This is a genomic window from Clostridium sp. FP1, from assembly GCF_011065975.2.
Lineage (GTDB): Bacteria > Bacillota > Clostridia > Clostridiales > Clostridiaceae > Clostridium_AD > Clostridium_AD tagluense.
Genome location: NZ_JAAMNJ020000001.1, coordinates 3,136,803 through 3,159,988, shown reverse-complemented (window position 1 = coordinate 3,159,988; position 23,186 = coordinate 3,136,803). Strand labels below are relative to the sequence as shown.

20 protein-coding genes are annotated in these 23,186 nt (G+C 30.7%); 16 read left to right on the top strand and 4 right to left on the bottom strand.

What is annotated here, in order from left to right; translation table 11 throughout:
* Nucleotides 1-118 precede the first annotated feature (118 nt).
* From G9F70_RS15485 to G9F70_RS15455, 7 genes are all read left to right on the top strand, one after another.
* On the top strand, nucleotides 119-1,444 hold the full coding sequence (locus G9F70_RS15485) for a DUF5050 domain-containing protein (RefSeq protein WP_164943827.1): 1,326 nt from the start codon (nucleotides 119-121) through the stop codon (nucleotides 1,442-1,444).
* A 230-nt stretch (nucleotides 1,445-1,674) separates the two neighbouring features.
* Complete coding sequence (locus tag G9F70_RS15480; RefSeq protein WP_164943826.1) at nucleotides 1,675-4,365, top strand: DEAD/DEAH box helicase; 2,691 nt, start codon at nucleotides 1,675-1,677, stop codon at nucleotides 4,363-4,365.
* 17 nt (nucleotides 4,366-4,382) lie between these two features.
* Complete coding sequence (locus G9F70_RS15475) at nucleotides 4,383-5,237, top strand: SWIM zinc finger family protein (RefSeq protein ID WP_187352951.1); 855 nt, start codon at nucleotides 4,383-4,385, stop codon at nucleotides 5,235-5,237.
* Nucleotides 5,238-5,267: 30 nt separating this feature from the next.
* A complete protein-coding gene (locus G9F70_RS15470; RefSeq protein ID WP_164943825.1) occupies nucleotides 5,268-6,266 on the top strand; it encodes a Gfo/Idh/MocA family protein in 999 nt (332 codons plus the stop codon).
* A 191-nt stretch (nucleotides 6,267-6,457) separates the two neighbouring features.
* Entirely contained in the window at nucleotides 6,458-6,880 is a 423-nt protein-coding gene (locus G9F70_RS15465; protein ID WP_164943824.1) for a VOC family protein, read from the top strand.
* A gap of 261 nt (nucleotides 6,881-7,141) precedes the next feature.
* Nucleotides 7,142-7,546, top strand: coding sequence for a hypothetical protein (locus G9F70_RS15460; RefSeq protein WP_164943823.1), 405 nt, complete (start codon nucleotides 7,142-7,144; stop codon nucleotides 7,544-7,546).
* 108 nt (nucleotides 7,547-7,654) lie between these two features.
* The gene (locus G9F70_RS15455; protein WP_164943822.1) at nucleotides 7,655-8,428 is read left to right on the top strand and encodes a histidinol phosphate phosphatase; all 774 of its coding nucleotides are present in this window, start codon (nucleotides 7,655-7,657) and stop codon (nucleotides 8,426-8,428) included.
* 191 nt (nucleotides 8,429-8,619) lie between these two features.
* Here G9F70_RS15455 and G9F70_RS15450 read toward each other — a convergent pair whose 3' ends face one another.
* Nucleotides 8,620-8,835, bottom strand: coding sequence for a hypothetical protein (locus G9F70_RS15450; protein ID WP_164943821.1), 216 nt, complete (start codon nucleotides 8,833-8,835; stop codon nucleotides 8,620-8,622).
* Between the two features lie 184 nt (nucleotides 8,836-9,019).
* Here G9F70_RS15450 and G9F70_RS15445 point away from each other — a divergent pair, with 184 nt between their 5' ends.
* Nucleotides 9,020-9,928, top strand: coding sequence for an AEC family transporter (locus G9F70_RS15445; RefSeq protein ID WP_164943820.1), 909 nt, complete (start codon nucleotides 9,020-9,022; stop codon nucleotides 9,926-9,928).
* A 98-nt stretch (nucleotides 9,929-10,026) separates the two neighbouring features.
* On the opposite strand, the gene G9F70_RS15440 is transcribed toward G9F70_RS15445, so the two are convergent.
* The 3 genes from G9F70_RS15440 to hisS form a co-directional block, all read right to left on the bottom strand.
* Nucleotides 10,027-11,376 (bottom strand): aminotransferase class V-fold PLP-dependent enzyme, encoded by a 1,350-nt coding sequence (locus tag G9F70_RS15440; protein ID WP_164943819.1) that lies wholly within the window; start codon nucleotides 11,374-11,376, stop codon nucleotides 10,027-10,029.
* Between the two features lie 95 nt (nucleotides 11,377-11,471).
* Nucleotides 11,472-12,656, bottom strand: coding sequence for a S41 family peptidase (locus G9F70_RS15435; protein ID WP_164943818.1), 1,185 nt, complete (start codon nucleotides 12,654-12,656; stop codon nucleotides 11,472-11,474).
* Nucleotides 12,657-12,749: 93 nt separating this feature from the next.
* Nucleotides 12,750-14,066, bottom strand: coding sequence for a histidine--tRNA ligase (gene hisS, locus G9F70_RS15430; protein ID WP_164943817.1), 1,317 nt, complete (start codon nucleotides 14,064-14,066; stop codon nucleotides 12,750-12,752).
* Between the two features lie 363 nt (nucleotides 14,067-14,429).
* On the opposite strand from hisS, the gene G9F70_RS15425 reads away from it, so the two are divergent.
* The 8 genes from G9F70_RS15425 to alaS all read left to right on the top strand — a co-directional run bounded on the left by G9F70_RS15425 (nucleotide 14,430) and on the right by alaS (nucleotide 23,023).
* A complete protein-coding gene (locus G9F70_RS15425) occupies nucleotides 14,430-14,870 on the top strand; it encodes an RrF2 family transcriptional regulator (protein WP_125004693.1) in 441 nt (146 codons plus the stop codon).
* A complete protein-coding gene (nifS, locus tag G9F70_RS15420; protein WP_164943816.1) occupies nucleotides 14,863-16,047 on the top strand; it encodes a cysteine desulfurase NifS in 1,185 nt (394 codons plus the stop codon). Before G9F70_RS15425 ends, nifS begins: the two co-directional genes overlap by 8 nt.
* Before the next feature lies 1 nt (nucleotide 16,048).
* Nucleotides 16,049-16,477, top strand: coding sequence for a Fe-S cluster assembly scaffold protein NifU (gene nifU, locus G9F70_RS15415; RefSeq protein ID WP_125004697.1), 429 nt, complete (start codon nucleotides 16,049-16,051; stop codon nucleotides 16,475-16,477).
* A gap of 10 nt (nucleotides 16,478-16,487) precedes the next feature.
* Nucleotides 16,488-17,564: a tRNA 2-thiouridine(34) synthase MnmA gene (gene mnmA, locus G9F70_RS15410; protein WP_164943815.1), complete on the top strand. Its 1,077-nt coding sequence runs from the start codon at nucleotides 16,488-16,490 to the stop codon at nucleotides 17,562-17,564.
* Between the two features lie 171 nt (nucleotides 17,565-17,735).
* Nucleotides 17,736-18,134 carry a Fe-S cluster assembly scaffold protein NifU gene (gene nifU, locus G9F70_RS15405; protein WP_164943814.1) on the top strand — a complete coding sequence of 133 codons (399 nt, stop codon included), beginning with the start codon at nucleotides 17,736-17,738 and terminating at the stop codon, nucleotides 18,132-18,134.
* A 356-nt stretch (nucleotides 18,135-18,490) separates the two neighbouring features.
* Nucleotides 18,491-18,997, top strand: a complete 507-nt coding sequence (locus G9F70_RS15400; protein ID WP_164943813.1) for a PRC-barrel domain-containing protein — start codon at nucleotides 18,491-18,493, stop codon at nucleotides 18,995-18,997.
* Nucleotides 18,984-20,012, top strand: a complete 1,029-nt coding sequence (locus tag G9F70_RS15395) for an AI-2E family transporter (RefSeq protein ID WP_164943812.1) — start codon at nucleotides 18,984-18,986, stop codon at nucleotides 20,010-20,012. Before G9F70_RS15400 ends, G9F70_RS15395 begins: the two co-directional genes overlap by 14 nt.
* Nucleotides 20,013-20,377: 365 nt before the next feature.
* Nucleotides 20,378-23,023 (top strand): alanine--tRNA ligase, encoded by a 2,646-nt coding sequence (gene alaS / locus G9F70_RS15390; protein WP_164943811.1) that lies wholly within the window; start codon nucleotides 20,378-20,380, stop codon nucleotides 23,021-23,023.
* The last annotated feature ends 163 nt before the right edge of the window (nucleotides 23,024-23,186 follow it).

Sequence of the window (23,186 nt, the reverse complement as noted above, 5' to 3'; positions counted from 1 at the left end):
AATGTTAAACTTGTTTAACTTTTTATTGAAATACTATAAACATTTTTCGAAATTAGTCGATATTAGTAAAGGCAACATATTTTACTAAAATTTAAACAAAGAAAGGATGATTTACATTATGAAAAATATTAATCCGTTTTTAAAGCTGGGGGTTTGTGTATTATGTTCATCTATGCTTATCCTTACAGGAAATATGGCAGTGCAAGCTAGCGATTTTCCAACAGTTGTACATAATTCTGCTGAGGTTAATACAGTTAAAAGCAATGAAGCTTTCGTCTACTATGTTTCAAACAGTGTGCTATACCGTGCAATGAGTGACGGCACTAAATCTCAAAAGCTCCTTAACAATTTCCTAGGTGTTAAACTTATACCGGCTGGCGATTATTTATACTATATGTATGATAACAGTTCAACTACACTATTACGTATTCCAATGGATGGTTCAGCAAATATAGCCTCACGGTTTGCATCTGATGTGGTATATTTTGTAGCAGATGGTGAATTTATTTACTACATGAATGAAAAAGGAGCTATCTATCGAGCTTCAGCAAATGCTTCAAAAGGATTTGAACCCACACTAATAACAGATATGGCGGATACACGATATCCTAAATTTAATATTATTGATGGGAAAATATATTATAATGCAAGAAAAAGTGGACGTACAACTTGGGTTGCTTCAAAAGCTATAGATGGGAGTGGACAAGTGCAATGGATTGCAGCAGGTTCAGTCATTGATCCGTGGTTTATTCATGAAGATAGTGCTTCTATTAACATGATTATAAACACAAAACCCGAAGAAACTAAATATTCATTAAAATGCATGGTACTATACTCTCTTCCTAAAAAAGGTGGAGCTGCAAAAGCAATTAGTGCTAAAGCACCACTTGATACAAATGCGGTTTACTCAGGAGCATGGGCTAGCGGATATTATATGTATAACAAAGATATAAAACTTGGATCTGATGGCGACTTTGATTATACAAAAAGCAAAGGATTTGCTTTTGATATGATTGGCAATAACCTAGCGTTACACACCACTGGTATTGTTGAAATTGCTAACTTAGGTTCTGACAAACTTGTATTTGTAGATGGATATGGTAAAGCTTTCGTTAGTACTTTAAAGGGCAACAAAATTACTAGTAAAAAGCAACTTTCTATAAAAAATGCGGGTTATGTACGTAACCTTATTACAGATGGTAAAGTAAGATCAACTATGTTATTTGCAGAAAGTGGTGCTTATATGTTACAGCCCGATTCATCACTTAAGCAAATGGTAGGGGTCGAATGGGATCTATGTATGTATAAAGACGATGTATCTGGATTCTTTTATGTGAATGCTGGAGATAATGGAAGATTATATCGTATGAACGATGATGGTAAAACAAATGTAAAACTATGTGATGAAAAAGTTGATAGAATTGTATTAATATCAAAACTTTAATATTTGAATATATTTTTGAATAATGCGCTTTCACCTAAACTTTTATTATCAAAACTTTATTTATAATAGGTTAGACCTATGAAAAAGATAATAATTCAAGTATATTAGTATACTTGAATTATTATCTTTTTTTAATATGAATTAATATAGAACTATTATATAATGAGTATACATATAAAACATGGTCATAATAAAAAACAAGAATAAATTTCCCTGAAAGGATAAGATTGATGGCGCTACATAATAAAGATGAATCAGTAGAAAATCAAAACAAAGAATTAATTATAATATTTAAGCAAGATGGTATCTTTGAACTTGATTGGCAAGCAACAAAAGAAGAATTAAATGAAAAGCAAATTGCAATTCAACAAGAAATAAATAATCATTTTGCACAAAATGAAAATCAAGGTATGCTTTTTCTTGGATTTTTAGAAAACACAGAAGTTGTAACAGATTCTGTTACATATTTAAGACTTATTATAGCTACATTTATAAAAAAAATATTCATGAATTCAGATATTGAACTTTTACGTGAAAAAACCATAGTGTACATAGAAAAAGATGAAATTAAAGACTTACTAGATAGCGCACCTTATTTGACTGGCTTAGAATACTTGAATTATGAGTGGATTGAAAAACTATGGCAGAAGTTAAACAACTCTTTTAGTGAAATGATAGGGGAGTATGAAGGAAGCGTTTCCGAGTTTTTTTCTTCTTTCAGCACTAATATTAACTTAGTCGGGCGTGTATTTTTCCACTTAGTTGAGAGTAAGAAGGATAACTATCCTTTTGCATTTTTAGCAACTTACTCAGTAAATGATGCAAAAAGTGGTACATCAAAGCATCTTCCATTAAAAAATGCACTTATTGAATATGGAGAAAATAACAAAAAACTTTTAAACCTACTCTCAACAGTAAACAAGGCATCAGAAAAAAGTGAGCTAATTTCAGAACTTGTTGATACAGGTGAAATATTTCATCCCTTAGGTTTAAGTGCGGCGGAAGCTTTTACATTTTTAAAAGAAATACCTCTTTATGAGCAGTCAGGGATATTATGTCGTATTCCAAAATGGTGGAAGAATAAATCAGAATCCTTAAGGATGTCTGTAAGTGTAGGAAATTCTACACCCTCAAGAGTAAACCTTGAAGCATTAGTGGATTTTGATGCAAAACTATTTCTAGGAGAAGAAACAATTACCGCTGATGAAATAAAAAAGCTCTTGTCAGAAGCAGAGGGATTAGCTTTTATAAAGGGAAAATGGGTAGAAGTTAATCATGAAAAGCTAAAACAAATGCTAAAGGCTTTTGAAAAGGCGCAGAAGCTTATGGAAAGTAAAGACATAAATATGGTTGAAGCAATGCGTTTTCAGTTAAATGCTCAAAAAGTATTAAATATTTCTAAAGATACCTTTGATCTTGAAGTTACAAATGGACAGTGGCTAAATTCAGTTGTTGACAAGTTATGTAATCCAGAAAAAATAGAGGAAATTACTTGTGGAGATGACTTTTATGCTAACTTACGCTCTTATCAAGAGCGTGGTATAAGCTGGCTTCATTTTATGAAAGCACTTGGTCTTGGAGCCTGTCTTGCAGATGATATGGGACTTGGGAAAACGGTGCAAGTTATTGCGCTTTTGAATTATATTAGGACAAATAAACAAGAAAAAACATTGTTAATTATTCCAGCATCGCTTATTGGTAACTGGATGAGTGAAATTCAAAAATTTGCACCTTCTCTAAAGTATTATGTTATACATCCTTCTGAAAATAAAAAATTAGGGGAAGATGATAGTAAGTATATGGAGAATTATGACCTTTTTATAACTACATATGCTATGAGTTCAAAGTTTGAATGGATAAAAAACATAACTTGGGATTCAGTGATTTTAGATGAGGCTCAAGCTATAAAAAATCCAGGAAGCATACAAACTAAAACAGTAAAACAATTAAAAGCTAGATATAGAATAGCAATGACGGGTACACCAATAGAAAACAGGCTTTCAGATTTGTGGTCATTATTTGACTTTTTAAATAAGGGGCTTCTAGGAAGTGCAAAGGAATTTTCGGGTTTTATAAAGAAACTTAAGGAAAGTCAGATGGACTATTCAAAACTTAAAAAGGTTGTAAGTCCATTTATTCTTAGAAGATTAAAAACAGACAAAGCAGTCATTAATGATTTGCCAGAAAAAATAGAAATGAAAACTTATGCAACTCTTACTAAAAAACAAGTTATGCTTTACAATAAGTTGGTAATTGATTTAAAACAAAAACTTGAATCTAAAGAAGAGGGGATAGAGCGCAAGGGAATAGTAATTTCATCACTTATGAAATTCAAACAAATATGTAATCATCCGTCTCAGTATTTAGGTCAAGATTCTTACCAGGAAAATGAAAGTGGTAAATATGCAAGACTTCGTGAAATATGTGAAACTATTTACGAAAAAAGAGAAAGAGTTATTATATTTACACAATTTAAAGAGATAACAAAACCACTTAGTGATTTTCTAGAAACTGTATTTGAACATAAAGGGCTTATATTGCATGGAGGAACAGCAATAAAAAAAAGAAAAGAACTTGTAGATAAATTCCAAGGTGAGGAGTATGTACCTTTTATGGTACTTTCAATAAAAGCTGGGGGTGTAGGATTAAACCTTACAGCAGCTAATCATGTTATTCATTTTGATAGATGGTGGAATCCAGCCGTTGAAAATCAAGCAACAGATAGAGCATTTAGAATAGGGCAAAAGAAAAATGTTATAGTTCATAAATTTATAACTAAAGGCACTATTGAAGAAAAAATTGATATGATGATTGAAGATAAAATTAAACTTTCTCGCGAAATTGTTCCGGATATTCAAGAAAGTTTTATTACTGAGATGACCAATAATGAGATTATGGATTTATTTAAATTACAAATATAATTTTTGGAGGGGAAGATATGTCTTATTACGGAGGCTTTCCTGCCTATGTACCAGTAGCCGAGAGAAAAGAACGTGCAGCGGAAAGTGTTAAAAAATTAAAAAAGAAAAATCCAGATATTTCTCCGGTAGTTATAACAGGTAAAACTATAGCAAAAACTTGGTGGGGGAAATCATGGAACAAGAACTTAGAAAGTTATGCAGATTATGCTAATCGCATAGCTCGCGGACGTAGTTATGTGAAAAATGGAGCAGTATTAGATCTTAAAATAACGAAAGGAAATATAAATGCTCTGGTGCAAGGAAGTGGCTCAAAACCATATAAGCTGGATATTAATATAAAAGCACTACCAAAAAATATTTGGGAAGACATTATAAATCAATGCTTAGGAAAAATAGAATCTATTGAGGAACTAATTCAAGGAAAATTCCCCAAAACACTGGCTGATTTGTTTACATCAAAAGGTAATGGACTATTTCCAGCGCCAAGTGAAATAGATTTAAAGTGTAACTGCCCTGACTGGGCAAATATGTGCAAGCACGTAGCAGCAGTTTTATATGGTGTTGGCGCAAAACTTGATGATGAACCAGAACTGTTTTTTATTTTAAGACAGGTAAATATAAATGACCTTATTTCAGAAGCTATCAACAAAAAAACACAGAACTTGCTTGAAAAATCTAAAGCTAAAGGTCGTAGGGTTATTGAAGAAACAGATATATTTGATATGTTTGGAATTGATATGGAAGTTCAAGGTGAAGATGAGGTTAAAAAATCTAAACCTAGAAAAAATGAATTAGAAGAAAGTAATACAAAAAATAAAGTTAAAGAAGCAAAAAAGAAAATAATTAAGTCAGCTAAAGATAAAATCAAATAAAATTTTGTTATGTACAAGGAGAGGGACTTAATGAATAAGAAAGTTATAAGATTTGGAGTTATAGGAACAAATAATATTACAGATTGCTTCCTAAATGGTGCTGCGCAGGTAAAAGATTTTATTTTAACAGCGGTATATTCAAGAAGTGAAGAAAAAGGAAAAGCCTTTGCAGAAAAATATAATGTAGAACATATTTTTACTGATTTATTTGAAATGGCAAAAAGTGATTTAATTGATGCGGTGTATATTGCATCGCCAAATGCAATTCATGCAGAGCAAGCTATAGTATTTTTAAACCATAAAAAACATGTATTATGTGAAAAAGCTTTAGCATCAAATGCATCACAAGTAATTAGCATGATAAATGCTGCAAAAATCAACCAGGTTATTTTAATGGAGGCAATGAAAACAACACAGCTACCTAATTTTAAAATTATTAAAGATAATCTACATAGAATAGGTAAGGTAAGAAAATATTTTGGGAGTTATTGTCAATACTCTTCTAGATATGATAAATATAGAGAAGGAATAGTATTAAATGCATTTAACCAAAACCTATCTAATGGTGGGTTAATGGACATTGGTGTTTATTGTATTCATCCCATGATAAATTTATTTGGTAAACCAAAGGAAATAAAAGCAAATGCTTTAATTTTGGAGTCCGGTGTTGATGGTGAAGGCAGCATAATATTTAAGTATGATGAAATGGATGCTATAGCTATGTATTCAAAAATAACAAATTCAAAATTGTATTCGGAGATTCAAGGAGAAGATGGGAATATAATAATTGAAAATATTAATAAATTTGAAAAGGTAAAAATAGTTTTTAGAGATGGAAAAGAAGAAGAGCTAACACAATTTCATAATGAACATGATATGTGCTATGAAATAGAGACCTTTATAACTATGATTAAAAATGGTGACATAAAGGGTAGCTCTAAGTTATTACAAACTTCTAAGTGGGTAATGGAGACGATGGATGAAGCAAGAAAACAAATAGGCTTGGTTTTTCCAGCAGACTTGCAGTAAAATAAAAGGCGCTCATTTGGTACTACAGGAACAACCTATTAACGAGGAATAAAGTTAAACAATATCCAGTCCTTTATCGCTGGTAGGCGCTAAAAATATTTTTTATGATGCATATATAAATATTTACAGTTAAATAATATAATATTCAAATAAATAATTTATAAATTATTTATAAGTAAGGAGTGAATTAAATGGCTGTTGATATTTATATTAATTTTAATGGAAACTGTCGTGAAGCAGTGGAGTTTTACGCAAAGGTTTTTGAAACAGGAAAACCACAAATTATGAGTTTTGGGGATGCGCCACCTAACCCAAAATATCCTCTTCCAAAGGAAGCAAAAGAGTTAGTGATGCACACGCAACTTAATATTAATGGAAGCAATGTTATGTTTTCTGATGTTTTTCCTGGTAGTCCTTTTGTTGTAGGAAACAACATAAGCCTTACAATAGTGAGTAAGAACATGGATGAAGTTAAATCACTATTTAATAAACTGAAGAGTGGCGGAACTATAGGCATGGACATTCAAGAAACATTTTGGAGCAAATGCTACGGAAATGTGATAGATAAGTTTGGAGTTATGTGGCAATTAAGCTATGATAATGGAGGAATTTAATCCATCCTGTAATATGTCATAATCACCACAAAATATTAATGAAGATATAATAAAATTTAATTATGCCTTATAGGACAGCAGCTAAACTGCAATCCTATGAGGCATATTTTAATTAACTTCACCATTTTACATATCCAATAAATATATATATATACTTTTTAAATAGTTCAAGCAAATTTTTATATTATTTGAAGCTACCATATGCGTGGCAACTAATATTATTTATTAACATGGGTAGAATATATAAGAAGAGGTGATTTTATGAAAATCAAGGTAGTATGGATTTTATTTTTAAGCATGTGCATCATGGTGTGCCCTAGTACCACTGGAGCTATATCTATGGTAAAAGCCGTGAATATGCCAGAGCAACAATTTATAATAGCCCAGGGCAACTTAAAAATTATAAATGCTGTATCTGCTGTTAATCATGGAGGAACTGGTGTTATAACAATACAAGGAAGACCAAATACACAATATAATATAAAGACTTCATATAAAGTAGGAAATAAAACAGTTAGGGTTATTCAATGGCGTACTACAGATAAAACAGGAGTAACTACCTTTAATTGGATTGTTGGTAATGATACTGCTCCTGGAACATATTCTGCCTCAATCTCTGGGGGCGGAGAGATACTTAATATAAACCACACAGTGCTTCAATATTAATTTATAAAAACCACATTTGTCTGCAAAAATATTTGCATAGGATTGTGGCTTTTGTTATTTAAGTGGAGTATGTTACAATTAAAATTGAATAAAAAGGGAGGATGACTTATGATTGATTCACATATACACACAGAGTTTTCTTCAGACTCTGAAATGAAACTTCAAAATGGTCTGGACCATGCGAGAAAGATTGGTTTAGGAATGACTATTACAGAGCATCTAGATTTAAAGTTTCCAACAGGAACAGATTTTACTTTTGATATAGATAAATATTTTAATGACTATGAAAAATACAAGGGTAGTAATTTTATGCTTGGAATTGAAATTGGAATGCAAGAGATTTGTTTAGAGGAAAATAGAAAAATAATAAACAAATATCCTTTTGACTATATAATAGGATCTATACATGTAGCTAATGGAGCAGATATTTTCAATCCGAAAACTTATGTAGGTAAAACTAAAAAAGAAGTATTTGAACAATATTTTTCAAGTATGGTAGATTGCGTAAAGCAGTATGATTTTATTGATAGTTTAGGACATATCGACTATATATCCAGATATGCTACTTATCAAGATAATGAAATACACTACCATGAATTTAAGGAATATATAAATGAAGTGCTAAAAGCTATAGTACATAATGAAAAAGTAATGGAAATTAATACTAGAAGACTGAGCAGTGTGGAAGCATATAATAATTTAATCCATGTATATAGTGCCTACAAACAAATAGGTGGAAAATACGTAACTATAGGTTCCGATGCACATAATGCAGAGGATATTGGTAACAACTTTATATTAGCTAATAGGATATGCGAGATATGTAATTTGAAACCTGTTTATTTTAAGAATAGAAAAATAGAGTATATGCCCTTGTTATAAAATGTATTTTAGGCACATTCAAATAATTATACAAGCCTTTAACTCTAATTTATTTGAAGGTGCCTTATTTAATTAAATTTTCAATATTCCAATCTTTGGTAAGCTATTGAGCATTTTCGAATCTCCATGGCAGGCCATAAACTGTTCCATTTATTGCCACATAGGGTGGATCAGCATTATATTTAGCTAACTTAGTCCTCTTGTCTAATACCTTTATTTTCTAAGGCTTGATTAATTGAAAAATTAAAATCATCTTCTAGTAAATCACTTATTTCATAGAGCTTTTTATTAAGTGAATTTTTATAAAAAATCTCATCATCAAAGGTATTAGTATACACCATATTGTATTTGCAATATTCGGCCTGTTTATAAACTTCATACATATATTGGTCCATATTAATATACATTTCTAATTCCCCCTTTTCATTAACAATAACTTCAATTAATTAATTCTTTATAAAGTATATGATTGTGGGGTACAGTTAATAATCACTTGTTGTACTACTTTTAATTAATTTTAAATAGTTGTTAAACCACCTCAATTAATGTTAATATAAGTTACTAGAATGTTTTGAATTAAGGAGAATAAAAATGGGAAATAGCCAGTTAGTTAATCAGGTTATGGTATTATTCATTGTTATGATGGTAGGCTTTTATGCCAAGAAAAAAAATTTTTTTAATATTATCGTTGATAAAGGTCTATCGGAATTGCTATTAAATATAACCTTGCCTTTTATGATAGTTACATCATTTAATATTAAATATGAAGCGACCATGGTCAGTAATGCTCAAAAAATTTTGATTTATTCTTTTTTAATACACATAGGTTTAATATTTATTAGTAAGATACTCTTTTTCAAGTTTCCGAGTAACAAACAACAGGTATTTAGGTTTATAACAATTTTTTGCAATGTTGGTTTTATGGGTTATCCAGTGCTTGAAAGTATTTATGGAGGAGTAGGTGTTTTCTATGCAGCAATATTCAATATTCCTTTCAATCTTTTAGCGTGGACAGTAGGTGTAATGCTCTACACAGGAGAAAAAGATTTTAAATCCATGAGAAAATCAATAGCAAACCCAGCTATTATAGCAGTATTTATTGGCATAATTTTATTCGTATTTTCAATAAGATTACCTCTACCTATTGAAAATTCGTTAAAATTAGTGGGATCTACTACAACACCAATATCTATGATAATTGTTGGTTCAATGCTGGCGGAAATGAAATTTAAGAATATTTTTTCTGACATTTCTATTTACTATGCTACAGTGGTAAGACTTCTAATAGTTCCAATGCTTATTTATGTAGTTTTAAAATTCTTAAAAGTAGATGAATTATTATTAAACATATGTGTTATACTGCAAGCAATGCCTGCAGCGGTAATAACTGCAATAATTGCTGAAAAACATGGTGGGGATAGTTTACTTGCCTCACAGTGCGTATTTATAACTACAATGGTTTCTGTAATAACTATACCTATAGTAATATTATTTTTATAAATAATTCAATTAATTTTACTATCCATTTAAGTGATACTCTAAAAATAGTACACAGAGTTTACATGTGCACTATTTTTATTTGCAAATAGTTATAGGAATTATTTATCAAAAAGAGTTTTTTTCATATTTTGATATTTCAAAATATAATAATCTCTTTTTGATGAAATTTTATTAAGGGCATGAGATAATATATCAATTTCTGAGTAGCTATTATATAGTCCAAAGCTTATTCTAACCATTCCAGGACGATTTAAGTCAGGATTTGCTATGAGATTATTTGAAAATTCACTAGAAATATTTAGAAGTGAAGCCATGTAGGGCTGAGCACAAAAACATCCACTTCTTACTGAAATACCCCATTCATAGGAAAGAATTTTTGCAACTGTGGCATGGTGAATTCCATCAATATTAAAGGGAATTATACTAACTCTGTCAATTTCTTTAGAAGTGTCACAATATATTTTAAGATTTGGAATGTTTTTCATTTGAGAAATGGCGTAAGCAGTCAATTTTTTTTCAATATGCTCTACATTAGTCATACCAATTTTGCTCAAAGTTTTAATAGCAGATGCCAGAGCTATGGTACCTATAACATTTGGAGATCCAGCCTCATGCCTCTGCGGCGATTCAGCCCATTTTATAAAGTCATGAGTTACAATATCTACGGTTCCACCACCTACCAAATCAGGGTCACAGTTATCTAAAATATCTTTTGGTCCAATTAATACTCCGATGCCAAAGGGAGCATACATTTTATGGGCAGAGAAGATTAAAAAATCTATATTATATTCTGAGTTCTTATTATTCATAATAAAAGGAGCATGGGGTATTAATTGTGCACCATCCACAAGTAATTTTGAACCAAATCTATGAACTAATTTGGCTATATTGTAGATAGGATTTTTATAGCCTGTTACATTTGAAGCACCTGTAATTGTAACTAGCTTTATATAATTATTATATTTATTTAACTTAGCTTCTAAATCCTCCAAAGATAGCCTTCCAGATGCATCTATAGATATATAGTCTACAATAAATTTATCTCTCCAAGGCAGGTCATTAGAGTGATGCTCCATGTCTGTTGTCAAAATGACATTTTTATTAGAAGACTCGTATAATAAATTGGAAAGAGTGTTAAAAGCTTCAGTGGAATTTTTAACATAAATAACTGTATTGTTACAATCAGCTTTAACAAATTTGCTGACAATATCTCTAGACTCCTCATATAATCTAGTAGTAAGTTGAGACTTAAATCCTTCACCACGATGAATGGAGGAATACCAAGGAGCAAATCTCACAACATCTTCCATAACAGACTTAAAAGGGGGTGTAGTTGCTGCATTATCAAAATTAATTGCAGTAACACTTTTCCCAGATATAAGAGGTACCTTTTTGTTTATGCCAAGGATCAAATCTCTGTAGCTTGTACTATCCTCTCTATAGGACATAATACTCCTCCTCGTAAAATTATTCACAGTATATAGTATTAGTTCTAGGAGGAAAAGGTGATAAAAAAAAGTCATAAATATGGAGAGCAAATACTTTATGAGTCTTTCTTGTTAATGTATTCAAAACACGGATCCTCATTATTAATATAATTTTGTATGGTGAACTCTATATTAACATCCGGTAAAAGTGATAGTAGGGTATCATCTTCAATAATTTTGTAGTATTCAGTAGAATAACAAACTGTAAGTCCAGAATTTTTTAAAATAAATCGTTGCACTTCACCATAGCAGTTTGGCTTTCCACCAGTGGGTTCACCTAAAAATATTGCTGAGGTATTTTCTTTTAAGAAAAAGGAATTTAACAGGGCCGACGAAAAAGTCTCTCGTCCTATTATTATAAAAAGATTACCAGTTTTATTGATTTTATCACAATTTATTATATACTCAATAAATGGATTTAATAATGAAGAATTACCACCAAAGTTATTTCGCAAATCAATTATGAGTTTTTCTACGACATGTGCTTCAATAAAATTGATGAGTTCACTGCAAAAGGTAACCACATCTTTAGGTGGCATATCCTTGCAAGCATTGTATTTAAAGTACACAATACTAGAAGCATCTATGTATTCGAACCAGTAATTTTTGTGACTATTTCTTCTATAAAGAGGTAAATTGGTGCTATACATTAAATCATTATTAATTAAATTGTACAATTCTTTCCATTCGCCAAGGGGCATAGATTTTATTTCTAAAGTTCTTTCTTTCTTGTTTTTATCTTCAAATGTTAATTCTAAGCTGTCAATATCATTAACAAGTCCCAAATCGTATAGTAATTCAATAGCAGGGAAGTATTTAGGTAGTTGTGATTTGAGATAGGTTTCATTTTCATAGGAAATGATTGAGCTTAAAATATTAATAACCTCTTCTATATCGATGTTGTTTATTTTTATTATTTTGCGATACAGTATTTCCTTGTACTGCTGTGGGGCTACTATTACATAGATTCCATCAGCAAACCAATACAATTCTAAGGGAAGCAAGAGATTAATGTTTAAAGGTACATAGGTGTGAGCATCTCCCATGGAGGCAACAATTTTAGCAATTTCCAGCTTTATTTCATAGTTACTTAGGGATTCAATATCCGTTTTTAAACTGTCTATTTCCTTAAAAAAATCTTCTTTGTTCTTTTGAAAAAATAAATTTTTATGTTTTAGAGAAAGTTCACGAGATAAGAAATTGATATCCTCTAACCATCTTGTATTTCTATTTGAATCCATAGGCTAATCTCCTTTGTTTAGGTTTTTACCTATTATTATCCTACAAAAAATAATGTATTTGTGAGGCAATAATATTTTTTGTTAGACATTTATTTATGCATTAACTATTTCATAAGCAGCATTAAAATCAACAGTTATTTGATCACCAGTAAACATATTTTTTATAGTGGCCGTTTTATTTTCTGCTTCTTTTTCACCCATTAAAATTACAAAAGGAATACCTAATTTATCTGCATAGCCAAGTTTCTTTACTAGTTTAGTCTCTTCAAGATATATTTCTGTAATTATGCCCTTATCCCTTAAAAAATTTGCAAGAGAAATTCCATAATCAATATTATTATCAAGAGGTATTACTAGAACTTTTGTTATAGATTTATTAGTATCATTTTTAAAGAAGCCTGCTTTATTTAATTGATAAAATAATCTAGTAAGGCCGATTGATATGCCTACTCCTGGTAGTTTTTGTTTTGTATAGTGCTCTGCTAAATTGTCGTAGCGTCCACCTGAACACACAGAACCAATAGACGGGTATTCATTTAAAAATGTTTCATAAACTGTTCCTGTGTAATAATCAAGACCTCTGGTTATTTTTAAATCTATTTTAAAATTATCATCTGGAACACCAAACAATTTTACATATTTAGTAACTGCTGAAAGCTCGCATACACCATCTTTGAAGTTTGCATTAGAAATATTTAAATTGTTTAATAATAATAAAATATCCTGATTGTTTCCACTTATATTAATAAATTCAAAGATTTTTTCTACGATTTCGAAACTTAAGCCACAACTTAATAGCTCCTGGGTGGCATTTGATGTCCCAATTTTATCAATTTTATCAATAACTCGTAAAACCTCTGAACTATCTTGAATTTGCAGTGCTTCAAAAAATCCATTTAACAGCTTTCTATTGTTTATTTTTATAGTGAAATCCTGGAAGCCTAGGTTATTGAATACTGAATAAATAATACTAGGTATTTCAGCATCATTGAAAATATTTAAATTGCCATTACCAACAATATCAATGTCACATTGGTAAAATTCACGAAAGCGCCCCTTTTGGTTTCTCTCTCCTCTATATACTTTGCCAATTTGGTATCTTCTAAAAGGGAAAGTCAAAGAACTATAATTTTGAGCCACATACCTGGCTAGTGGCACAGTTAAATCAAATCTAAGAGATAAATCAGTACTACCCTTTAGAAATCTATAAATTTGCTTTTCAGTTTCTCCTCCTCCTTTTGCCAGTAGAATTTCAGATTTCTCTATTATCGGTGTATCTATGGCCATAAATCCAAAGCTTTCATAAGTCTTCCTTATTGTATCTGCTAATTTGTTGAACTGAATTTGATCCCCTGGCAGTAACTCCATAAAGCCAGGCAAAATAGATGGTTTTACCATGTCGATTTTCATTTTAATACCTCCTTAAAAAATATAAAAAACCCTAGGTAATTGATGTAAATACGTGGAAGATATTCCTCAGAATCATTTTTTAAATTATACTATACATATTTAATTCCTTCAACAATTACTAAAAACTTCTTTATGCGTGAATCTTTTTTTTAATATAAAAGCGGATATATATATAATTATAATCCATAATTTTGAGCATTATGGATATACAGATAGATTATTAATGAATAATTCAATAATTTAGCTTATTATTGTAAATAATATTGAAAAATCCGCATATTTATAGTTGACAACTTTACTAGGGTTTGATATTATAATTTATAGAAAGTATAGTAAAACACTCTACTTTGAAGGAGTGATTATATGAAATTATCTACTAAGGGAAGATATGGTGTTAAAGCCATGGTAGATTTAGCTATAAATTATGGAGAACAACCTATATCTATAAAAAGTATATCTGAAAGACAAAGTATTTCTGAATATTATTTAGAACAATTATTTTCTTCTCTTAGGAAGGCTAAACTTATTAAAAGTGTAAGAGGAGCTCAAGGCGGTTATATACTAAATAGAGCACCAGAGGAAATAACAATATATGATGTTATTAATGTGCTTGAAGGACCAATTGAAATCTCGGATTGTCTTGAAGAAGGCTCTTGCAATAAAATTGATTGTTGTGCTACCAGATTATTATGGAAAAAGATAAAAAACAGTATAGATAGTGTAACATCCTCAATAACCTTAAAAGATATTGTTGATGATTATAATGAAATAACATTAAATAAAGGAGTGAAAGATAATGAATAAATCAATTTACATGGACCATGCTGCAACAACTTATACTAAACCAGAAGTTTTAGAAGAGATGATTCCTTATTTCACAACATACTTTGGAAATCCATCATCAATTTATACTCTAGCAAGAGAAACTAAAAAAGCCATTGATGTTGCGAGAGATAAGATTGCAAGAGCTATAAATGCCAATGAAAATGAAATTTTCTTTACAGGTGGAGGTTCAGAAGCAGATAATTGGGCAATAAAAGGAATAGCTTCTGCGTATAAGCAAAAGGGAAATCATATAATAACAACAACAATTGAACATCATGCCGTATTACATACTTGTGAATATTTAGCTAAGAATGGATATGAAATTACATATTTACCAGTAGACGAATATGGTCTTATAAATATTAAAGATTTAGAAAATGCTATTACCGATAAAACTATATTAGTATCAATAATGTTTGCCAATAATGAAATTGGAACAATAGAGCCAATAAAAGAAATAGGAGCATTATGCAGAAGTAAGAAAATACTTTTTCATACAGATGCAGTTCAAGCTGTAGGTCATATTCCAGTAGACGTAAAAGAAATGAATATAGATTTATTATCAATAGCTGCTCATAAATTTTATGGTCCTAAGGGCGTTGGAGCATTATATGTAAAAAAAGGTATTAAAATAGATAATTTAATACATGGTGGTGGACAAGAAAGAAATAGAAGAGCTGGTACTGAAAATGTGGCTGGCATAGTGGGTTTTGGTAAAGCTATTGAACTAGCAACTCAAAACATGGAAGAAAACAATAAAAAGCTAGTTTATTTAAGAGATAAACTTATGAATGGATTATTAGAAATACCACATACAAGATTAAATGGACCAAGAGGAGAAAATAGACTTCCTGGTAATTCAAATATATGCTTTAGGTTTATAGAAGGCGAATCTATACTACTTATGTTAGATGCGAATGGTATAGCAGGTTCTAGCGGAAGTGCATGTACATCTGGGTCTTTAGATCCATCTCACGTTCTACTAGCAATAGGACTAGAGCATGAAATAGCTCATGGATCCCTAAGATTATCTTTAGGTGATGAAACTACTGAAGAAGAAGTAGACTTTGTATTAAAAACAGTTCCAGGGATTATTCAAAGATTAAGAGATATGTCACCATTATACGATGACTACTTAAAGAAAGGGGAAAATTAATATGATATACAGCGAAAAAGTTATGGACCATTTTACAAACCCAAGAAATGTAGGGGAAATTATAAATGCTGATGGAATTGGTGAAGTTGGTAACGCTAAATGTGGAGACATTATGAAGGTGTATTTAAAAGTAGAAAATAATATAGTGATAGATGCAAAGTTTAAAACTTTTGGTTGCGGATCTGCTATAGCATCTTCAAGTATGGCGACAGAGCTTATTAAAGGTAAATCTGTAGATGATGCATGGACATTAACAAATCAAGCTGTAGCTGAAGCCTTAGATGGACTTCCACCAATAAAAATGCATTGCTCGGTTCTTGCTGAAGAAGCTATACACAAAGCAATTAATGATTATAGAAGCAAAGCAGGACTTGAAGTATGGGATTACACAGAACACGATGATATACATGCCGAGGTGCACGGAGAATAGGGGATATTAGATGAAAAAAAAAGTAGTTATTGGAATGAGTGGAGGAGTAGATAGCTCTGTAGCGGCATATCTCTTGAAAGAGCAGGGCTATGAAGTTATAGGAATTATGATGAAGCTCTCTGAGGATAATCCTGATTATGAAGAAAATGAAGGTGGATGTTGTTCTATTTCTGCTGCAAATGACGCAAGGCGTGTTGCAGATGTACTGGATATTCCCTTTTACGTTATGAATTTTAAGGATGCTTTTAAAACAAATGTTATTGATAACTTTATTGATGAATATATGGAAGGTAGAACGCCTAACCCATGTATTGTGTGTAATAAGGATATTAAATTCAAAGAGTTTTTAAGGAAAGCAGAAGCCCTTGGAGCTGATTATATAGCTACGGGTCACTATGCTAAAATTGAAAAACAAGAAGATAGATATGTACTTAAAAAAGCAGATGATGATAAAAAGGATCAAACTTATGCTTTATATAGTTTAACTCAATATCAATTAAGTCATACTTTAATGCCCTGTGGAGACTATTCAAAGCCAGAAATACGCAATATTGCAGAGAAAATTGGACTAGAGGTTTTTAGGAAAAAAGATAGCCAAGAAATTTGTTTTATACCTGACAACGACCATGGAGCTTATATTAAAAGGTATAGTGGTAGGGAAATAAGATCAGGTAGCTTTGTTGATAAAAAGGGAAAAGTTTTAGGAGCACATAAAGGGATAGTCTACTATACTATAGGTCAGCGAAAAGGACTAGGTATAGCACTAGGAAAGCCTGTTTTTGTTACTGATATTAACCCACTAACTAACCAAGTGGTTTTAGGTGACGAAGAGGACATTTTTAAAACTCAGCTTATCGCAAAAGAGTTAAATTTCATTCTATTTGATAAACTTAAGGATAATTTAAGAGTTACAGCTAAGATTAGGTATTCTGCACAGCCACAACTCGCTACTTTAATTCCATTAGAAAACAATAGGGTAAAAGTTGTTTTTGATGACAAGCAAAGAGCTATAACCAAAGGACAATCAGTAGTTTTTTATTCGGAAAACCTAGTAGTGGGTGGAGGTATAATAGAAGAAGTTTTATAAATACATAGCACATTCAAATAAACAACAAGTAAATATACTAGCTACTAACTTGTTATTTATTTAAATGTGATTTATATATAAAGCTACTTTGGTGGATAATTTAAGCAGAGGGGTATCTAGTTAAAAGACTAGGTATCCCTCTGTATTTATAAGGAGAAAAGGAGAATAATTATGATGTATAGCGATAAGGTTATGGAGCATTTTTACAGTCCAAGAAATGTTGGAATATTAGGTGATGCTAACGGCATTGGAGAGGCGGGAGACCCTAATTGCGGGGATATAATGAAAATTTATATAAAAGTTGAAGATAATATAATACAGAGCGTTAAGTTTAAAGCTTTTGGTTGTGGCTCTGCCATAGCGTCTTCTAGCATAGCTACAGAACTTGTAAAGGGCAAAACCACAGAGGAGGCATGGAAACTTACCAACAAATCAGTTATTGAAGCGCTGGAAGGATTACCGTCTTCAAAAGTGCATTGCTCAGTGCTAGCAGAACAAACTATACATAATGCAATAAATAATTATAGAGGGTTACAAAATCTTGAGCTTTGGAAAGATGATTTAAAATAAATACGTTTAATAAGACTAAATTTTTTTTCTTAGAGGATGCTATAACGAAAAGTATATATCGCTAAGAATCCGCTCACTTTGCCAAGTAATTCTACAATTTATATTATTTGCAGCTGCTAAAAACCGCAAACTCGCTTCGCTCAGACATACGGTTTTCTTTACGCACCTGCAAATAATATAAATTGTGAATCACTAGGGCTTGTTCATACGCATTCTACGCGATATATACTTTTGTTAGCATCCTTTAAGAAAAAATAGTTTATTTCCAACAATTATATTTATTTATGTAATAATTCCTAGACTAATTGGAAAACATAACTATAAAATAATTAAGTTGTTTTCATGTAGGAGATATTATGTTTAAAAGCAAAGATTTTATATTTATGGATGTTGTCACTGTAGAAGGTAAAAAAATAGGATTTATCAAAGATCTTTTAATCGATTTTAATAGAGAAAAGGTAATTGGATTTGAAGTATCTCCTTATAAATTTTTTCATAAAAACGTAAGTGTATTAAAAGAAGACATTATATATTTTAATAAACATATGGTAGTGAAAAAAATTGAGAAAAATAAATATCTACCTTTGCATAGCTTTGTTAATATGGATGTTATAGATAAATGTAGAAATGTATTTGGTATGGTTGAAGATATTACTTTTACATATGATACCTTTGAAATTAAAGGAATTATAGTGTCTTCTGGATTTATTACAAATTTGCTTAGAGGGAAGAGAATAATTTTAATAAATGAATTAATACTTGGAGAAGAAAATCTTTTATACCTTCCAAATTGCCATAATCCTTTTTTAAAGAGTATGCCACATAACTTCTTCGTGGAGGGTAAAGCGCATGAAGAAAATTAGTAAAAAGAAATTAATTATTGCAATTATAAGTATTGTTTTTTTTATGGTAGTTGTCTTTATAGCAATAAGGATACCTATTGTTAAACAATTACTAAATTTAGCGTTCATTTCATTTATTGTAGCATATATATTAAAACCACTATATATGCTTTTGATTGGAAGAGGTGTAAATAAAAAAGCAGCCTCTTCAATGATAATAGTGGGACTAATAGGCTTAATATTATTAACATTTGTGGTGCTAATTCCATCAATATTTAGGGAGGGTTTAAATATTAGTAAGGCAACTTATGATTTAGAAAATTATTTAACCCATGTAAATATGAAATTTAAAATATTAACCACTAACAAGTTCATGAGTAGTATTATGAATACTATATACCACAAATTAAATGCTCAAATACTTGTAATATTTGATAATGTATTTGACTCTATTATGGGGCTTGGTGAGAATATAATCACTTACATGGTTTCGCCTCTAATAATTTATTATTTTTTATGTGATAGTGAGAATATGATAAATAAGACATTGATAGTATTTCCTCCTGAGAGCAGAAACATAATAAAAAAAATAATAGATGATATTGATAAAGTATTGGGACGATATATTATAAGTCAACTTATTTTATGTGGAATTATAAGCATTGCTACTTTTTTTATTTTAATGTTTATGAAAGTTGATTTTCCACTTATACTTTCTTTGATAAATGGAATTTTCAATATAATACCTTATTTTGGGCCTATATTTGGTGTAATACCTGCCATTTTAATAGGGCTACTCCATTCACCTAAAATAGCTTTATATACAGCCTTATGGCTATTTGCACTTCAACAAATTGAAGGGAATATATTGTCTCCAAAAATAATTGGAGAAAGTATAAGTATGCATCCCTTAACAGTAATATTACTATTAATCTTAGGTGGTAAAGTTGGCGGAATTTTAGGTATGATACTTGCTGTACCACTAGGAGTTGTGATTAAAGTTATATACGAGGACTTAAACTATTATTTGTTTTAAGAATTATAAATATGTTTTTTTATATATTGTATGTATTGATGTGCTAAGGTAAAATATGCTATAATAATACAAGTATAATTTAATACTTGGTAATGATAAGAACTAGTAAATATATTTTTGCATTTAGAGAGGAAGTGGATGGTGAAAACTTCTTGCTAGATATGTTGAAGCTATCTTTGAACCATTTTTCTTGAGAGATATTGCAGCGTAATTAATTTTTATTAATTATATAGCGGTATAATTAGGGTGGTAACGCGGAAAACTTTCGTCCCTTGGTTTAGGGGAGTAAAGTTTTTTTTTATTATAAAAAATTATAAGCTTTTAAATTCTACGACAAAATACAATTAATAAACGGAGGAGATATTATGGAAAAATTAGGATTGAATGAAATTAGGGAATCCTTTCTCAAATTTTTTGAAGGTAAAGAACATCTTAGACTGGAGAGTTTTCCTCTAGTACCTAAGAATGATGCTAGTCTATTACTTGTAAATGCAGGTATGCAACCACTTAAACCATATTTTACAGGAATACAAACACCACCTAGCACCAGAATAACTAATTGTCAAAAATGTATTAGAACAGGAGATATTGAGAATGTAGGAAAGACCTCAAGACATGGTACTTTCTTTGAGATGCTTGGAAATTTTTCTTTTGGAGATTATTTTAAGAAAGAGATTATCCCATGGGCTTGGGAATATATAACAGTGGTTTTAAATATACCAAAAGAAAGTTTATATGTAACTATATATTTAGAAGATGATGAGGCTTTTGATATATGGAGTAAAAATACAGACGTTGATCCGACACGTATTTTTAGATTAGGAAAAGAAGATAACTTCTGGGAAATAGGTCAGGGACCTTGTGGACCAAGTTCAGAAATACACTTTGATAGAAATGTAGAACTAGGTCAAATAAAAACTGCAGAAGAGTTTCTTAAAGCAGTAAATGAAGATAGAGTAATAGAATTTTGGAATTTAGTATTCACTCAATTTGATAAAGATGAGCAGGGCAACTACAACAAATTAAAGAATCCCAATATAGATACAGGTATGGGGCTTGAGAGAATAGCCACTATAATGCAAGGAACCAACAGTATCTTTGAAGTAGATACTATAAAAAATATTTTAGACGAAGTTTCAAGGGTATCAAAAGTAAAATATGGAGAAACTCGCACCGAGGATATATCACTCCGAATTATAACAGACCATGTTAGAAGCACAATTTTCATGATAAGCGATGGGGTGCTTCCATCTAATGAGGGCAGAGGCTATGTTCTTAGGAGACTAATTAGGCGGGCAGCAAGACATGGCAAATTACTTGGTATTAAAAATGCTTTTTTAAATAAACTTTGTAACATTGTTATTGAAAATTCCTTTAAAGCATATCCTGAATTAAAAGAAAAAGCAGGTTATATTAAAAAGGTTATAAAACTTGAAGAGGAAAGATTTTCAGAAACTTTAGATTCTGGTATGGATATTTTGAAAACTTATATCGAAGAGCTTAAAAGCAATAACAATAAGATTTTAAGTGGAGATAAAGCTTTTAAATTATACGACACCTTTGGTTTTCCATATGAGCTTACAGAGGAAATACTAGAAGACGCAGGCATAGGAATTGATTTAGAAGGTTTTAATAGTGAAATGCAAAGTCAAAGACAAAGAGCAAGATCTGCTAGAGGACATTCAAATTATATGGGCAATGGAGAAAATGAACTAAATTTAATTCCTAAAAATATAGAAACTAAATTTAATGGATATGATAAAACGGAGTTACAATCGGTAGTTAAAGTTTTAATTAGTGGTGAAGAGGTTGCTTCTGAGCTAGCAAAGGGTTCAAAAGGTATTATTGTAACAGAAGTTACTCCTTTTTATGCTGAAATGGGAGGACAAATTTTTGACAAAGGAATAATCTTTAATGATAATTTCAAGGCTGAGGTTTATGATTGTCAAAAGAATGCTTCAGGTAAAATTGTACACTTTGCTTTGATGCTAGAAGGAACATTAAAAACAGATGAATTAGTAACTCTAAGGGTTGAAAAGAAAAGACGAACTGAAATTGGTAGGAATCATACTGCAACTCATATGCTTCAAGAAGCATTAAAAAGAGTTTTAGGTGATCATGTTCATCAATCAGGCTCTTATGTAGATGAGGATAGGTTAAGATTCGATTTTACCCATTTTTCTGCACTAACGCAGGAAGAAATTATTAAAGTTGAAGAGCTTGTAAATAACAATATTATGCAATCATATAAGGTAGAAACTAATATTATGACTATTAATAAAGCTAAGGAAAGTGGAGCTATAGCATTATTTGATGAAAAATATCAAGAGGATGTTAGAGTTGTGTCTGTGGGAGGATATAGTAAGGAACTTTGTGGTGGTACTCATGTAAGAAACTCAGGAGAAATTGGAATGTTTAAAATTTTATCTGAAGCGGGAGTAGCTGCTGGAGTTAGAAGAATTGAAGCCATAACTGGTAGTAACTCTATAAAATATTTAGAAGAAAAAAATAATTTAATAAAAGAAATTGCTAGTACATTAAAATGCTCAGAAAAAGACATAACAAATAAATTACAAATTCAATTGGCAGAATTAAAAGATAAAGAAAAGGAAATACTATCCTTAAAAGGAAAGTTAGCCGCATCTTCAATAGATGAAATTTTAGACGATATTAAAGAAGTTAAGGGTGTTAAGGTTATTTGTGGAGTTGTAAAGGGCATAGATGGTGATGCGCTAAGAGATTTAGCTGATAAACTTCGCGATAAACTTGGTGATGGCATAGTGGTGCTCGGAAGTGCCACAAATGATAAAGTTGAATTTGTTGCAATGGCATCTAAGTCTGCTATAGATAATGGAGTCCACTGTGGAAAAATAATTAAAGAAGTTGCTAAAATTGCTGGTGGTGGTGGTGGTGGAAGACCTGACATGGCTCAAGCAGGTGGAAAGCTTCCTGAAAAATTAGAGGAAGCAATAGCTAATGTACCTTCTATAATTGAAACATTTGTAAAATAGTATACTTTTTGCAACAGATGTTTTATAATATAATTATTAATAAGTAAATTAATTATCGTTAGTATGTAATTATGGAACTTATTGTAACTAACAAACTGTAATATATTAGAAAGTTGTGTGGCAATATATTTACAATGTTTAATTTACAGTGTTTAGCTTATAA

Coding starts and splice junctions, on each gene's coding strand:
- G9F70_RS15485 (WP_164943827.1), top strand. CDS start 119: ATGAAAAATATTAATCCGTTTTTAAAGCTGGGGGTTTGTGTATTATGT.
- G9F70_RS15480 (WP_164943826.1), top strand. CDS start 1,675: ATGGCGCTACATAATAAAGATGAATCAGTAGAAAATCAAAACAAAGAA.
- G9F70_RS15475 (WP_187352951.1), top strand. CDS start 4,383: ATGTCTTATTACGGAGGCTTTCCTGCCTATGTACCAGTAGCCGAGAGA.
- G9F70_RS15470 (WP_164943825.1), top strand. CDS start 5,268: ATGAATAAGAAAGTTATAAGATTTGGAGTTATAGGAACAAATAATATT.
- G9F70_RS15465 (WP_164943824.1), top strand. CDS start 6,458: ATGGCTGTTGATATTTATATTAATTTTAATGGAAACTGTCGTGAAGCA.
- G9F70_RS15460 (WP_164943823.1), top strand. CDS start 7,142: ATGAAAATCAAGGTAGTATGGATTTTATTTTTAAGCATGTGCATCATG.
- G9F70_RS15455 (WP_164943822.1), top strand. CDS start 7,655: ATGATTGATTCACATATACACACAGAGTTTTCTTCAGACTCTGAAATG.
- G9F70_RS15450 (WP_164943821.1), bottom strand. CDS start 8,835: ATGTATATTAATATGGACCAATATATGTATGAAGTTTATAAACAGGCC.
- G9F70_RS15445 (WP_164943820.1), top strand. CDS start 9,020: ATGGGAAATAGCCAGTTAGTTAATCAGGTTATGGTATTATTCATTGTT.
- G9F70_RS15440 (WP_164943819.1), bottom strand. CDS start 11,376: ATGTCCTATAGAGAGGATAGTACAAGCTACAGAGATTTGATCCTTGGC.
- G9F70_RS15435 (WP_164943818.1), bottom strand. CDS start 12,656: ATGGATTCAAATAGAAATACAAGATGGTTAGAGGATATCAATTTCTTA.
- hisS (WP_164943817.1), bottom strand. CDS start 14,066: ATGAAAATCGACATGGTAAAACCATCTATTTTGCCTGGCTTTATGGAG.
- G9F70_RS15425 (WP_125004693.1), top strand. CDS start 14,430: ATGAAATTATCTACTAAGGGAAGATATGGTGTTAAAGCCATGGTAGAT.
- nifS (WP_164943816.1), top strand. CDS start 14,863: ATGAATAAATCAATTTACATGGACCATGCTGCAACAACTTATACTAAA.
- nifU (WP_125004697.1), top strand. CDS start 16,049: ATGATATACAGCGAAAAAGTTATGGACCATTTTACAAACCCAAGAAAT.
- mnmA (WP_164943815.1), top strand. CDS start 16,488: ATGAAAAAAAAAGTAGTTATTGGAATGAGTGGAGGAGTAGATAGCTCT.
- nifU (WP_164943814.1), top strand. CDS start 17,736: ATGATGTATAGCGATAAGGTTATGGAGCATTTTTACAGTCCAAGAAAT.
- G9F70_RS15400 (WP_164943813.1), top strand. CDS start 18,491: ATGTTTAAAAGCAAAGATTTTATATTTATGGATGTTGTCACTGTAGAA.
- G9F70_RS15395 (WP_164943812.1), top strand. CDS start 18,984: ATGAAGAAAATTAGTAAAAAGAAATTAATTATTGCAATTATAAGTATT.
- alaS (WP_164943811.1), top strand. CDS start 20,378: ATGGAAAAATTAGGATTGAATGAAATTAGGGAATCCTTTCTCAAATTT.